11 protein-coding genes and 1 rRNA gene are annotated in these 14,403 nt (G+C 49.3%); 6 read left to right on the top strand and 6 right to left on the bottom strand.

Features of this window, described 5'->3' with window-relative positions:
* Window positions 1–56: 56 nt before the first annotated feature.
* Window positions 57–3,122, bottom strand: coding sequence for an efflux RND transporter permease subunit (locus H591_RS0113510; protein WP_022967497.1), 3,066 nt, complete (start codon window positions 3,120–3,122; stop codon window positions 57–59).
* Between the two features lie 5 nt (window positions 3,123–3,127).
* Window positions 3,128–4,228 carry an efflux RND transporter periplasmic adaptor subunit gene (locus H591_RS0113505; RefSeq protein ID WP_022967496.1) on the bottom strand — a complete coding sequence of 367 codons (1,101 nt, stop codon included), beginning with the start codon at window positions 4,226–4,228 and terminating at the stop codon, window positions 3,128–3,130.
* Between the two features lie 91 nt (window positions 4,229–4,319).
* Here H591_RS0113505 and H591_RS0113500 point away from each other — a divergent pair, with 91 nt between their 5' ends.
* The 6 genes from H591_RS0113500 to lnt all read left to right on the top strand — a co-directional run bounded on the left by H591_RS0113500 (window position 4,320) and on the right by lnt (window position 10,193).
* Window positions 4,320–4,961 (top strand): TetR/AcrR family transcriptional regulator, encoded by a 642-nt coding sequence (locus H591_RS0113500; RefSeq protein WP_022967495.1) that lies wholly within the window; start codon window positions 4,320–4,322, stop codon window positions 4,959–4,961.
* A gap of 127 nt (window positions 4,962–5,088) precedes the next feature.
* Window positions 5,089–6,114, top strand: a complete 1,026-nt coding sequence (gene hemH, locus H591_RS0113495) for a ferrochelatase (protein ID WP_022967494.1) — start codon at window positions 5,089–5,091, stop codon at window positions 6,112–6,114.
* 146 nt (window positions 6,115–6,260) lie between these two features.
* Complete coding sequence (locus H591_RS0113490; RefSeq protein ID WP_022967493.1) at window positions 6,261–7,262, top strand: PhoH family protein; 1,002 nt, start codon at window positions 6,261–6,263, stop codon at window positions 7,260–7,262.
* Window positions 7,259–7,738, top strand: coding sequence for an rRNA maturation RNase YbeY (gene ybeY, locus H591_RS0113485; RefSeq protein WP_022967492.1), 480 nt, complete (start codon window positions 7,259–7,261; stop codon window positions 7,736–7,738). Before H591_RS0113490 ends, ybeY begins: the two co-directional genes overlap by 4 nt.
* Window positions 7,735–8,589 (top strand): HlyC/CorC family transporter, encoded by an 855-nt coding sequence (locus H591_RS0113480; protein WP_022967491.1) that lies wholly within the window; start codon window positions 7,735–7,737, stop codon window positions 8,587–8,589. Before ybeY ends, H591_RS0113480 begins: the two co-directional genes overlap by 4 nt.
* A gap of 83 nt (window positions 8,590–8,672) precedes the next feature.
* Window positions 8,673–10,193, top strand: a complete 1,521-nt coding sequence (gene lnt / locus H591_RS0113475; RefSeq protein ID WP_022967490.1) for an apolipoprotein N-acyltransferase — start codon at window positions 8,673–8,675, stop codon at window positions 10,191–10,193.
* On the opposite strand, the gene H591_RS0113470 is transcribed toward lnt, so the two are convergent.
* From H591_RS0113470 to rrf, 4 genes are all read right to left on the bottom strand, one after another.
* Window positions 10,175–11,536 carry an MATE family efflux transporter gene (locus H591_RS0113470; protein ID WP_022967489.1) on the bottom strand — a complete coding sequence of 454 codons (1,362 nt, stop codon included), beginning with the start codon at window positions 11,534–11,536 and terminating at the stop codon, window positions 10,175–10,177. The two genes, lnt and H591_RS0113470, sit on opposite strands and share 19 nt — an antisense overlap.
* 17 nt (window positions 11,537–11,553) lie before the next feature.
* On the bottom strand, window positions 11,554–12,426 hold the full coding sequence (trxA, locus tag H591_RS0113465) for a thioredoxin (RefSeq protein ID WP_022967488.1): 873 nt from the start codon (window positions 12,424–12,426) through the stop codon (window positions 11,554–11,556).
* Between the two features lie 45 nt (window positions 12,427–12,471).
* A complete protein-coding gene (locus H591_RS0113460; RefSeq protein WP_022967487.1) occupies window positions 12,472–13,473 on the bottom strand; it encodes a methyltransferase in 1,002 nt (333 codons plus the stop codon).
* A 627-nt stretch (window positions 13,474–14,100) separates the two neighbouring features.
* A 5S ribosomal RNA gene (rrf, locus tag H591_RS0113455) occupies window positions 14,101–14,216 on the bottom strand.
* Window positions 14,217–14,403 lie beyond the last annotated feature (187 nt).

Genomic DNA, 14,403 nt, shown 5'->3' with positions numbered 1-14,403 from the left:
GCATCTAGGCAGACACGGCAAGTGTTGGCGCAAAAAAGCCTACACTTGCCGATGTTTTACTCTTTGCGCACACGAAACCATGCGGCATAGAGGGCTGGCAAGAATAACAGAGTCAGCACCGTTGCGACGATCAAACCTCCCATAATTGCCACAGCCATCGGCCCGAAGAAGACACTACGAGATAATGGAATCATCGCTAAAACGGCCGCTAGCGCTGTCAGAGTGATCGGTCTAAAGCGGCGTACAGTAGCATCAATTACCGCCTGCCAAGGTGTATGACCTAAGCTGATATCGGTTTCAATTTGATCAACCAAGATGACAGAGTTGCGCATAATCATGCCCGACAAAGCAATAGTGCCGAGCATCGCCACAAAGCCAAATGGCTGATTAAACAGCAGTAGAAACAAGGTCACACCAATCAACCCCAGAGGCGCTGTAAGGAAAACCATCACTGAGCGTGAGAAACTGCGCAACTGGATCATCAATAACGACAACACCACCAATAAGAACAACGGCATACCGGCAATCACTGAACTCTGGCCACGCGTTGAGTCCTCTACCGTGCCACCGACGTCCAGCAAATACCCATCAGGCAAGCTGTCACGCACGCCTTGTAATTGCGGCAAGATTTCGCGCACGACATCAACGGCTTGATCTTTACCGTAAATATCCGCACGCACAGTGACATTCGGCAAACGATCACGATGCCAAATTACTCCGTCCTCAAAACCGTACTCTAGCGTTGCCACTTGTGACAAGGACACGCTGGTGCCGTAATCCGTAGGAATCGCTAGGCTACCAAGACCGGCCAGATCCTCACGATCTTCGAGCGTGCCGCGCTGTAATATCTCAATCAGCTCATTGCCTTCACGAAACTGTCCGACGCTGGCACCCGATAAAGCGCCGCGCAAAAACTGTGAAACGCTGGCGGTGCTGACACCCATTGCCCGTGCACGGTCTTGGTCAATTTGCAGGTAGACCACTTTACTGGGTTCTTCCCAATCTAAGTGCACGTTAGACACATGCGGATTGTTACGCACCACAGCAGCAACTTGGCGGGCTAATTCACGCACTTGACCAATATGCTCGCCAGTCACCCGAAATTGCACAGGATAACCAACTGGCGGACCATTTTCTAAACGGGTAATGCGTGAATGCACATCAGGGAACTGCTCATGCATGGTATCAATCAACCATTCGCGCACTTCTTCGCGCTGCTCAAGGCTATCGGTAATCATCACAAACTGAGCAAAACTGGTCGCTGGCAACTGTTGATCAAGTGGCAAATAGAAACGCGGCGAACCTGAGCCAATGTACGCCACATAGTTCTCAATTCCCGGACGATCTTTTAGCAATGCTTCAATTTTCTCGACATGGGCTTGCGTGGCTTTCAGCGAAGCGCCTTCCGCCAGTTTAATATTGAGCAATAATTCTAAACGATTAGAGTCAGCGAAGAATTGCTTGGGCACATAACGGAAGGTAAAAATCGATCCAGCAAACAGCAATACGGTAACAATGATAACCAACGTACGCTGAGTCACACACCAAGTGATCACCGCACGAATACGGCGATACAGCGGCGTAGCATAAGGATCATGTTCACCTTCTGTGCTGCCATGCTTTGCCGCTTTCAGACGTGCTAAATCAGGCAATAACTTATCGCCTAAATAAGGTACAAACACCACTGCAGCAATCCACGACACAATCAAAGCGATACCGACCACTTGGAAAATCGAGCGTGTGTACTCACCCACGCTGGACTCGGCAGTGGCAATTGGCAAAAAGCCAGCAGCGGTAATTAACGTACCCGTCAGCATAGGAAAAGCGGTACTGGTCCACGCAAAGCTGGCCGCTTTCATGCGATCCATACCCTGCTCCATTTTAATCGCCATCATTTCCACGGCAATAATCGCATCATCAACCATCAAGCCCAGCGCTAACACCAGCGCGCCTAATGAAATCTTATGCAAACCAATGCCAAGGTAATACATCAAGGCAAAGGTCATGGCTAAAACCAAAGGAATGGATAAAGCCACCACTAAACCAGTACGAAAACCTAAGGAGAAGAAGCACACCAAGAGCACAATGATCAGCGCTTCAGCCAGCACCTGCACAAACTCACCAACGCTTTCCTTCACCGCTGCGGGCTGGTCAGAGACTTTGCGCAACTGCATACCCACTGGCAAAACATCCTGCAGTCGTGCGAACTCATCTTCCAACGCTTTACCCAACACTAAAATGTCGCCGCCATCGCGCATCGCCACCGCAAGTGCTAACGCATCCTCACCCATAAAACGCACTCGCGGCGCGGCTGGATCATTAAAGCCACGGCGTATTTCGGCAATATCACCTAGACGAAAAGTACGCTCACCAATGCGTATTGGAAATTCACGAATTTGCTCTACGGTTTCAAACTGCCCACTAACCCGCAACTGCACTCGATCGGTGGCTGTTTCAAAAAAGCCGGTTGCTGACACGCTGTTTTGTTCTTCCAGTGCTTTCTGCACAATCTGCAGCGGCAGCCCCATACTGGCTAGACGTGTATTGGACAGTTCAATCCAAATTTTTTCATCCTGCAAGCCGAGAATTTCAACCTTGCCGACATCTTTAACCCGCTGTAACTGCAACTGCACGCGATCGGCATAGTCTTTCAGTACGGCATAGTCAAAACCTTCGCCGGTCAGCGCATAAATGTTGCCGAAGGTGGTACCAAACTCATCATTAAAAAATGGGCCATGCACACCACGCGGCAAAGTATGCTGAATATCACCAATTTTCTTACGAATTTGGTACCACAACTCAGGTACCTGCTTGGAACTGAGTGAGTCGCGCGCCACAAAAGTGACCTGCGATTCGCCGGGTCTTGAAAACGATATAACCTTTTCAAATTCGCCGGTTTCCATTAATTTCTTTTCGATGCGCTCAGTCACCTGCTCCGACACTTCTTGAGCGGTAGCGCCTGGCCACACCGTATTGATGATCATGGCTTTAAAAGTGAACGGAGGGTCTTCACTCTGACCCAAATTAGCGTATGACATGGCTCCGATAATCGCCAGCATCATCATAGCGAACAGCACTAACGGTCGATTATTGAGTGCCCAAGCAGAAAGATTAAAGCGCATTTCGATTACTCCTTCGCGCTTAGTTGCACAGGCTTATTGGTTCGATCAACAGGGCGTACCACCTGTCCTTCTTGCAGTATGTGTACACCCGCAGCAACCACCCAATCATTAGCGGTTAAACCCGATAACACTGGCACACTGTCTTGAGTGTAAGCACCTAGCTGTACTTTCCGCTGCTGCACTGTTGAGCTTGCAGGATCAACCACCCACACATAAGGCTGGTCATTTTCTGCATTAACCGCTGACAATGGCACGGCATATTGAGCTTGTGCATCAGACTGCATATACACCCGTGCACTCTGGCCTAGCTCTGCGGCAATAGTTGCCGTACGAAAAGCTACTCGCGCAGCATAGGTACGTGAACGTGAATCCGCCGCAGGCGCAATCTCTCGTATTTCCCCAGCAAAACGTTGGTCCGGCTGCGACCACAAAGACACTTCAACCGCTTGGCCGACTTTAAATCGCTCAACCGCATGCTCAGGCAAGTTGATCGCTACTTCCCGCTCACCATCCACTGCCAGCACAAAGACTGTTTGTCCTGCTGCCACAACTTGTCCCGCTTCGACTCGAGCCTGAGCAATCACACCATAATAAGGGGCACGCAGCTGAGTGTAATCAGCTTGATTTTTTGCAGCTTCCAGCTCCGCACGGGCTTGGCGTAAGCGCGCTTCACCGGTTTTAAACTGATTTTGCGCATTGTCATAATGCGAATGACTAACCAATTGGCGATCAAGCAGCTTGCTATAACGATCGCGCTCGGCTTTAACCAATTGTAGGTTCGCCTCTGCTGCAGAAACCTGCGCGCGCATCGCATCTAGGTGCAGACGCACATCTTCAGGATCCAACTCTGCTAAAACTTGATCCGTCTTTACCTGCGTACCGACATCGACTAAACGCTTCGTCACTTTACCGCCTAAACGGAACGCCAACTCTGGCTCTAGGCGCGCACGCACTTCACCCGGAAAGGCCTGAACCACAGCATCTGCCGTTTGTGGCTGAACCACCATCACCGGACGCGGTGCTTTAACGACAGGTTCTTCAGCGCTACACGCAGTTAACGCCAGCAAAGTCGTATAAAAAAACAGGTAAAAAATGCGATGCGACATAATAGTAGGCCTTTCGTCTCAAGCAGGTTTAGATACAGAACGGGAGAAGTATAGTAAAATACTACACCAATGAGTTCACTATTTATTTGATATGTCTAAAATCTCACAAACAGCAGGCCCGGGCCGCCCCAAAAACCTAGCCAAGCGCGCAGCGATTCTTGATGCAGCGCAGTCTTTATTTCTCCAACATGGCTATGAAGGCAGCAGCATGGACGCCATCGCTCAAGAAGCTGCGGTGTCTAAATTAACGGTGTACAACCACTTCACCGACAAAGAAACGCTATTCTGCGCGGCCATTGAAGCCAAATGCGAAACTCAGCTGTCGCAGTTATTTGTCAGCTCGACAGATTCGCCGCCCAGCAACTTACGCGAATGTTTGCTGGGTATTGGCCATAGCTTTCAGGCTTTAGTCGACAGCCCGGAGTCACTGGCGATGCATCGCTTAATCATTAGCCATGCGCTCAGCAACCCGGCTTTATCGCATTTATTTTATGAGGCAACAGCGCTGCGTATCATCAACAAAATGGAGCAACTACTCAGCACCATCAATAAAGCGAAGCAACTTGAGATTGTCGATACCAAGCAGGCAGCCGAGCATTTCTTCATTTTGCTCAAAGGTACACGTAATTTACAGTTACTGGTGGGCTACCAAGCGGACAAGCAGCCTATTAACGTGCACCAACAGATAGAGAATGCAGTCGACTTATTTATCAAAGCCTATCAACCGAGCTAACCGCAAACACCCGTAATGCCCATGCGACATAATAGGACGCCTCTGAATGAACTACTGCTAACGGGTTCTTTATTCAACAGCAACCCATTACAATGGCCACTTTGTCTTTGCTCACTGGATAGATTAAATGTCTGATCACGCTCTTCTGCTCGCCAACTTGGGCTCTCCGCGTTCAACATCGGTGGGCGATGTGCGCCGTTACCTCAATCAGTTTTTGATGGATCCTTACGTTATTGACCTGCCATGGCCATTGCGTCGTCTGATCGTGGGTTTGATTCTCATCAATCGGCCGGCTAAATCCGCCGAAGCCTACGCATCCATTTGGTGGCCTGAAGGCTCACCTTTAGTGGTGATCAGTGAGCAACTGACTGATGCTGTACGGCCATTATGGCCACACGGACCGGTTAGTTTAGCCATGCGCTATGGCGAGCCTTCGATCAGCACACGTTTATTAGAACTGGCTAAGCAAGGGGTCAAAACGGTCACTTTTGCGCCGTTGTACCCACAGTTTGCCGACAGCACCACCACCACTGCGATTGAAGAAGCACAGCAGTGCATTAAAAAGAACAAACTTGCGCTCACCCTCAATATCGTTCAGCCGTTTTATGCCGACCCTATTTACATTCAAGCATTGGCGAAAAGCGCTGAAGCTGAGTTGCAGCAAGATTTTGATCACTTACTACTAAGCTTTCATGGCTTGCCCGAACGTCACCTGAAGAAAATCGACCCTACAGGCAGCCATTGTTTAAGCGATAAATCCTGCTGTGAAACAGCCAGTCAAGCAGTGCTCGACACCTGTTACCGGGCACAATGCATGCGCAGCGCTAAATTATTTGCCGAGCAAGCAGGCTTGCGAGCCGAGCAGTGGTCAGTATCATTCCAATCACGCTTAGGCCGCGCTAAATGGATTGAACCCTACACCGATGCCACTTTGCAGGAATTAGCACAACGCGGAGTGAAAAAGCTGTTAGTAATGTCACCTGCATTTGTTGCTGATTGTATCGAAACCTTAGAAGAGCTCGGTATCGAAGGACGCGAAGAGTTTATTGCCGCAGGCGGCGAGGAATTAGTCTTAATACCCTGTTTAAATGCGCAAGAACATTGGGCCGAAGCCTTAACTGACATTTGCAAAAATGCGGCCATTAAGCAGTAAAAACAGGACAATAAAGGAGACAGTGCGCAGCTAACTTGAACAATTGTCGACAGGCTCGCACGACTCTCTTTTTTTAGCTCTTCCAGCTTTGCATCTGCAGCGGTATCCTAATCACCTAATTTGTTAAGTAGGCATTTTTCAAACTCTTGAACACATCAACTGATACCCTTCGTTTTACACTCGATGCCTTTGAGGCAGCTCGATTCGCCAATCTGTGCGGCCAATATGACGAGCATTTACGCTTAATCGAACAGCGATTAAATATCACCATCCGTAATCGTGGCGAGCAGTTTGAACTGCTCGGCCCTCGCGAACAAACCCGTTCAGCCGAACAGTTGATTCGCCGCCTCTACCGCGAAACCAAACACACTGACTTAACCCCTGATACGGTGCATTTATTCTTGCAGGAATCCAATATGCAGGAGCTGACCAGTCCAATGGCAGCGCAACCTAACACCGTATCTCTGCGTACTCGTAAAGGCGCAATTCGTGCGCGCGGTGAAAACCAACAGAGTTACGTTAAATCCATTCTCGCCCAAGACATTAATTTCGGCATAGGCCCAGCAGGTACAGGTAAAACCTACCTCGCGGTGGCCTGTGCAGTTGACGCTCTCGAGCGCGAACTGGTGCAGCGTATTTTGCTGGTACGCCCAGCTGTTGAGGCCGGTGAAAAACTAGGCTTTCTGCCCGGTGATTTATCACAGAAAATCGACCCTTATTTACGCCCTTTATATGACGCGCTCTATGAAATGCTCGGTTTTGAGCAAGTCACGCGCCTGATTGAAAAACAAGTGATTGAAGTGGCACCGCTGGCCTATATGCGCGGCCGCACCCTGAGTAATAGCTTTATCATCTTGGATGAAAGTCAAAACACCACAACCGAACAAATGAAGATGTTTCTGACCCGCATTGGTTTTGGCTCTACTGCGGTCATTACTGGTGATATCACTCAAGTGGACTTGCCTCGCGGCACCACGTCAGGTTTGTCGCACGTGATGAAAGTGCTGCAAGATGTGCCTGGCATTGGTTTTACTTTCTTCAAATCCAGCGATGTGGTTCGCCATCCTTTAGTACAGCGCATTGTCGAAGCCTACGAAAGCTACGAAGCGCCAACTCAAGCTGAAGCCTCTAGAGAACTACGACCATGATTGAATTGGATTTACAAGTTGCCAGCCAAGCCAGCAACCTGCCAAGCCACGCTGATTTCTTAAGCTGGTGCAACTTAGGCTTACGCCAACGCAGTAATGCCTCAGAACTCACCATTCGTTTAGTTGACGCTGAAGAAGGTCAGCAGCTTAACGCCACTTGGCGCGATAAAGACTATCCCACCAATGTATTGTCATTTCCCGCTGATATACCCGACGGCTTGCTCGATATTCCTCTGCTCGGGGATTTAGTCATCTGCGTACCTGTGGTCGAGCAGGAAGCCGCAGAGCAAGGCAAAGCACTGACAGCGCATTGGGCACATCTAGTCATTCACGGCTGCTTGCATTTGCTCGGTTATGACCATATAGATGATGCAGAAGCTGAAGAAATGGAAGAGTTAGAGCGCCAATTGTTGGCTGAAATCGGTCATCCAGACCCTTACCGCGATAATCAATACACGGATTTAATACAATCATGAGTGAAGATAATTCTAGCAACGGGCATAAGTCTTGGCTGGAAAAACTGGCCCAAGCTTTTGCCCAAGAACCTAAAACACGCAAAGAATTGTTCGAACTGCTACGCGAAGCCAATCGCAACAAGCTGCTCGATAATGATGCGCTCGCCATTGTTGAAGGCGCGATTCAAATCGCTGACTTGCAAGTGCGTGACATCATGATCCCACGCTCACAAATGATTAGTATTAAAGCGTGCCAAACCCCAGAAGAATTTTTGCCCGCCATTATTGATGCAGCGCACTCGCGCTACCCGGTGATTGGCGAAAACAATGATGAAGTACTGGGTATCCTTCTTGCTAAAGATTTGCTGCCACTGATATTAAAGAAACCTGGCAAATTTGATCTGCGCAGTATGTTGCGGCCTTGTAACTTCGTACCAGAGTCGAAACGCTTAAACGTTTTGCTCAAAGAATTCCGCGCGAATCACAATCATATGGCGGTGGTCATTGATGAATACGGCGGCGTTGCTGGTTTAGTCACGATTGAAGACGTCTTGGAGCAAATCGTTGGCGATATTGAAGATGAGCACGACGTTGAAGAGGACAGTTACATCCGTCCACTGCCAACCGGCGACTACATTGTCAAAGCACTGACGCCGGTAGATGACTTTAACGACTTCTTTAATAGTGGTTTCTCGGAAGACGAATTTGACACTATTGGTGGCGTGGTCATGAGTGCATTTGGACACTTACCTAAACGCAATGAAATCATTGAAGTTGACCGTATGCGTTTTCGCGTACTCAATGCTGACAGTCGTCGTTTGCATTTATTGCGTATCACTCCACTAAACAAAGGCAGCAAGCAAAGCAGTTAATCGCCGATGCAATACGGCTAAGCGCTGCAGCTTGATATATTGTAGGTCGTCCATTTATGGGCGACAAATAAGGACTTAAACCCATGCACTGGATCACGCGCAGCGGCTGGAGCGGACATGCGATTGCTTTAGCTGCAGGCTCTCTTATCACCTTCAGCTTAGCGCCTTTTGACCTCTGGCCACTGGCGCTGATTGCTTGTACTGTGCTGTATTTAGGTCTAAGTGCGCTCACCGCGCGTCAAGCTGCTTGGCGCGGCTGGTGGTTTGGTTTTGGTCTCTTTGCCAGCGGCACCAGCTGGGTGTATGTCAGCATCCATGATTATGGGGCTGCAGCGCCGCCTTTAGCCTTTATCTTAACGGTTGCTTTTGTCGGTGGTTTAGCGCTTTTTTTAGCCTTATTTGGCTGGCTGTGGGTGAAGTTTTTACGTCAAAGCCATCACTCACTGAGCAATGCCCTCGCCTTTGCTGCGCTATGGGTCGCCATTGAAGCCTTTCGCGGCTGGTTTTTAACCGGTTTCCCGTGGCTGTACACCGGTTACAGCCAATTAAATGGACCGCTTGCTGGACTTGCACCACTCGGCGGGGTGTGGCTGATTTCTTTTGCGCTCACGTTAAGCAGCGTATTACTGAGCACTCTCGGCAAAAACAAAAGCTGGTCGTCACGCCTTGCTGCAGGCCTCGTGCTAGTGATAGTGTGGGGCTTAGGCTTGGCGCTGCAATCTAAACAATGGACACAACCCTCGGGCGAGGCGCTAAGTGTTACCGCGATTCAAGGCAACATCGAACAAAATCTAAAATGGGACCCTGCGCAAATCGAAGCGCAGTTATTGCTCTATCAATCCTTAACCTTAAATGCAGCGCCAAGCGATTTAGTCATTTGGCCAGAAACAGCTGTACCTGTTCTCAAAGAACACGCGCAAGGCTATTTAAACAGTATGGATCGTTTAATAGGTCAGCGTGACTCTGCCTTAATCACCGGCCTACCGCTTCGACAAACAGACAGTTACGGTGATTTACGTTATTACAATGCCATCACTACCTTAGGCGACAGCCAAGGTGAATACCGCAAGCAAAAGCTAGTACCTTTTGGTGAATATGTGCCCTTGCAAGAAGTACTGCGGGGCGTTATCGCTTTCTTTGATCTACCCATGTCAGACTTTGCTCGGGGCCCCAGCCAACAAGCGCCACTTGAAGCCAAAGGCTACAAGATTGCGCCCTATATCTGTTACGAGGTGGTTTACCCTGAGTTTGCTACTGAGTTGGCTGCACAGAGCGACATTCTCTTAACCATTAGCAATGACACCTGGTTTGGTACCTCAATCGGTCCAATGCAACACTTGCAGATGGCACAAATGCGCGCTTTAGAAGCTGGGCGCTGGATGATCCGTGCCACTAACAATGGTGTCAGTGCACTGATTGATCCCAAAGGCGTTATTGCTGTAACCGTTCCGCAGTTTCAGCAAGCAGTGTTGCGTGGAACAGTGGTGCCGATGCAAGGCTTAACGCCCTATCTGCGCTGGCAGTCTTGGCCATTAATCCTACTTTGCGCCTTGTGCTTAATGATTGCCGTGCTACACAGAAGACTTCAACGTACTGCGCTCTGATCAATGCCAAACCAACTGGGCAAATGCCGCGCGCTGAAGCCCAGAAAGCCTGCACGCAGGGCCATAAACAAAAGAAAGGCAATCCATAATCCGTGATTGCCAAAGCTTTGCAGCCACCACGCAATCGGCGCGCACACCAGCACAGCCAGTAACATGGCATTACGCATTTCACGCGCTCGCGTCGCACCAATAAACAAACCATCAAGCACATAGCTCCACACCGTAATCAACGGCAATAGCGCAAGGTACGGAAGGTAATCTGCCGCGGTAGCTTGGACACTGGGAATAGTGGTCTGCAAGGCAATAAACCAATCGCCGAATAACCAAAACAGCACAGCAAATACACTGCTGGCCAGTAACGAGTAGATACTTACCAGAGCCAAGGCTCGCTGCAGCGCAGACTTATCTTGCATCCCTAAGGCATGCCCAGTCAGTGCTTCCAATGCGTGCGCTAAACCGTCTAACGCGTAAGCACACAACAACAAACCATTGAGCAGTAAGGCATTGGCGGCGACAGTGCTATCGCCTAAGCGTGCGCCTTGAAAGGTCACCATAAAAAACACGCCCTGCAGCGCCAAACTGCGAATCAGAATATCGCGATTAACTGCAAGCAAAGGACGCCAGCTTTGCCAACGTAATAGTGTCTGCCAAAAGTCGAGCAAAGGACCTTTATCAACATAACGCCAAGCCAAATACAGACCCAGCAACGCACCACTCCACTCGGCAATCACCGAAGCGCGCGCTGCACCTGCGACTTCCCAGTCCAATCCAAAGACAAAATAAACATCAAGGATGATATTGACCATATTGCACAGCAGAAGCATCCATAGCGCCGCACGCGCATTTTGAATACCCAACAGCCAGCCGACCAGCACATGCATCATCAATGCCGCAGGCAAACCAAACATTCGAATTAAAAAATACTCTTGGGCTAATCCTTGCAGTTCAGCGGAAGTCTCCATCCACTGCAGGATCTGCGGCAATAAAGGTAAAGCGATGGCAACACAAAGCGCAGTCAGCAACACCACCAAAAGCAAACTCTGCATCAACAGCGAGCGCAATGCCTGCTGATCATTGCGCCCTGCCGCTTGCGCGGCAAAACCTGTGCTACCCATGCGTAAAAAACCACAGGTCCAGACCATAACGGCATACAGACTCGCGCCAACTGCAACAGCGCCCAATTGATAAGCATGCGGTAGGCGCCCCACTACTGCACTATCAACTAAGGCCACTAGTGGCACCGAAAGATTACTTAGAATCATCGGAATTGCTAAAGCAAATAGACGCTGACGTGTACCAGCGTGCTGCCAAGCATCAAGCATAATGACGTATAAGCGCTGCATCAGTTATAACTCTCGGCTCAATACAGCGCCTGATAGAGACGGCGGCGATAGAGCGTCACCAGCGGGTGTTCAGTACCAAGCAACTCAAACACTTGCAGTAATGTTTTATGCGCAGCACCCTCAGCAAAACTGCGGTGGCGGATAAACAATTGCAGCAAGTTATCTAAAGCGGGCTCATAGTTTTGCCGAGCAAGTTGCTGAATGCTTAACTGCAACAGCGCTTCATCATCATTAGCATCTTTAGCTAAACGAGTTTTCAACTCTGCCATATCGGGCAATTGTGCGGCTTGTCTTAAAAAGGTTAGCTGCGCGCGAACAGCGGCAATAGCATGTTTTTGCTCATCTGTAGTGACCGAGTTTAGAACAGCCTCAGAGTCAGCGAGCGCACCACGCTCTGCTAAGCAGCGCGCATAAAGCACTAAAGCTGCAGGTTGTTGATCATTACCTGACAATAATTCCTTCAGTAAAGCTTCTGCCTGAGCAAACTCGCCACTATCAAAAAGATTCTGCGCCGTATCTAAAGGGTCTTCCGCAGGTGCGGGGGGCTCTGCGACATGCTTGGCCAGTAACGCGCGGATATCCGTTTCACTTTGCGCACCAGTAAAACCATCAACGGGTTTACCGTCTTTAAATAGCACCACAGTAGGTAAGCTTTGCACACCCAAGCGGGCAACGATGTCTTGCTCAACATCGCAATCTACTTTAGCCAACAGCAATTCACCCGCATAACTGGCAGTGATCTTTTCCAATACAGGCATCAACACTTTGCATGGAGCGCACCACTGCGCCCAGAAATCAACCAGAACCGGTTTATGCATTGAATTTTGCACAACCAATTGTTCAAATTGTGCAGCACCAATCACATCAAACACAAAGGTATTATCAGTCACGTTACGAGGTCCTTTTTAAACTTAAGCAAGCAGCTAAATATCTCGTTATGAGCGTCGTACGGCGCTATACACCTTAAAACCATCACGCTCAGCCAGCACCGTACATGTACCTAAATGCTGCTCGATCAAAGGCGGGTATTTTAAAAAACTATTGGCAACTATGCGTAATTCACCACCCGGCTGGAGATGCTCAGCGGCTTCGCGCAGCATTGTTTCAGTGGTCTGATATTGTGTATGCACGCCTTGGTGAAACGGCGGATTACTAATAATCGCGGCAAGTTTTTTTGGTGCAGCATGAATACCATCACCAGCAATCACAGTTGCTTCCAACTGATTGGCAGCCAAAGTGAGCTGACTACTGTAAATAGCAAAGGCATCGACATCTAACATGCTGACCTGTGCTTGTGGATAACGCTTTTTAAGAAATGAACCCACAACACCTGCACCGCAACCAAAGTCGAGATAATGCCCGGCCGGAAGATCATCTAAGCACTCCAAAAGCAACTGCGTGCCCAAATCAAGGCGTCCATGGCTGAATACGCCAGGCACGCTATGCACATTAATTGATTGCTTGCCAGAGGTCACAGTAAAGACTTTACCGGCCACCTCTAAGCTTGGCGCATCAGGTTTCTTATTCACCTGACAGCGCCAAAGCTGGCAGTGTCTAGCACTATCAATTTTACTGGTACGCCCAAAAGCAGCCAGTTGCTTTGCAGCTCGCTCCACACCGGCACGTTTCTCACCAACTAAAAACAACACGCCACTAGGTATTTTTGCCGCAAGCTCATGCAATAGATACTCAGTTAGCTCGCGTGATTTTGGTAGAAACAACACTCCTGATGTGTACTCTGCAGAAGCGAGCTCAGTGGAAAAACCACATCGCTCTGCAAACCGCTGCTTAAGTACAGCATGCTCACCTGCATGCCAACTCCAGCCATACGCTTGCGGCAACTCAGCAAGTAAATCATCGGCTGGAGCACCAGCCAACACTATATGACCATCAAATAACTCAATATTACGTATCAGAACTTCGCTTCGCGGATCCATAACTACACACCTAAAAACATCATGGCAGTTTAGCAGCAAAGCAATAGATTTTGCAGAATGGGCCAGAGGGTAATAGAGCCTATGTTCAGCGCTGGATTTTTAGGCACTTGATTGTTTTTAAAAGTGACTTGCAAGAGACACTCAAACCGCACCACCCTTATGCTGCTTTTCCCTCAACGAGCCGTCATGGCTCGATTCGGGCGCTTCGCCGTCCCTGGCTACGCTTGCCGCAGCACAAGGGAGGTGCTCGTTGATCATTACCGTTGCACTCGAGTCCGCAACAGTCTCTTTAAAACTTAGCAAACTGACCCACTTACTCGCCTGACAATGTCGTTAGTCGTTCGCAAGTGCACGTTCTTGCTGGCTAGCAAACAACACCACTGATCACTGAGCACTGCGCTGCAGCTGTGGCAAGCGCAGTCAGGGATGACGTAGCGCCGGCGTTGAACCCTGGATGGGTTCGTCGACGGGAGAACAGTTGTAGCGCGGTGCGGCATGCTCGGCACTAGCCATCAATCAGCTAACGCTTCTGTTGTCAGCCGCAGACTTTACCAGGCAGCTGTCTGGGATTTTTTTTGGTCATAAAAAAACCCCAGATCATTGCTGATCTGGGGTTTCGCTGTATGCGCTTGACGATGACCTACTCTCACATGGGGAGACCCCACACTACCATCGGCGATGCATCGTTTCACTTCTGAGTTCGGGAAGGGATCAGGTGGTTCCAACGCTCTATGGTCGTCAAGCAATTCTTTTTGAGGAGCCGTTTCCCACTGTTGTGGTCATCGTCTTCTCTAATTAGGTGTGTGATAGTAGCATAATTTGTGCGTTTCGCGAACTTTCGGTTCACAATTCGTCTTCCCAAATTGTTTGGGTGTTATATGGTCAAGCCTCACGGGCAATTAGTATTGGTTAGCTCAATGCCTCACAGCA

This window comes from Denitrificimonas caeni DSM 24390, from assembly GCF_000421765.1.
Lineage (GTDB): Bacteria > Pseudomonadota > Gammaproteobacteria > Pseudomonadales > Pseudomonadaceae > Denitrificimonas > Denitrificimonas caeni.
This window is presented reverse-complemented; position numbering and strand designations above follow the sequence as displayed.

Excerpts from the sequence above, each read along its gene's own strand:
- H591_RS0113505 (WP_022967496.1), bottom strand. The coding sequence starts at position 4,228 with ATGTCGCATCGCATTTTTTACCTGTTTTTTTATACGACTTTGCTGGCG.
- H591_RS0113500 (WP_022967495.1), top strand. The coding sequence starts at position 4,320 with ATGTCTAAAATCTCACAAACAGCAGGCCCGGGCCGCCCCAAAAACCTA.
- H591_RS0113460 (WP_022967487.1), bottom strand. The coding sequence starts at position 13,473 with ATGGATCCGCGAAGCGAAGTTCTGATACGTAATATTGAGTTATTTGAT.
- hemH (WP_022967494.1), top strand. The coding sequence starts at position 5,089 with ATGTCTGATCACGCTCTTCTGCTCGCCAACTTGGGCTCTCCGCGTTCA.
- lnt (WP_022967490.1), top strand. The coding sequence starts at position 8,673 with ATGCACTGGATCACGCGCAGCGGCTGGAGCGGACATGCGATTGCTTTA.
- ybeY (WP_022967492.1), top strand. The coding sequence starts at position 7,259 with ATGATTGAATTGGATTTACAAGTTGCCAGCCAAGCCAGCAACCTGCCA.
- H591_RS0113470 (WP_022967489.1), bottom strand. The coding sequence starts at position 11,536 with ATGCAGCGCTTATACGTCATTATGCTTGATGCTTGGCAGCACGCTGGT.
- H591_RS0113510 (WP_022967497.1), bottom strand. The coding sequence starts at position 3,122 with ATGCGCTTTAATCTTTCTGCTTGGGCACTCAATAATCGACCGTTAGTG.
- H591_RS0113480 (WP_022967491.1), top strand. The coding sequence starts at position 7,735 with ATGAGTGAAGATAATTCTAGCAACGGGCATAAGTCTTGGCTGGAAAAA.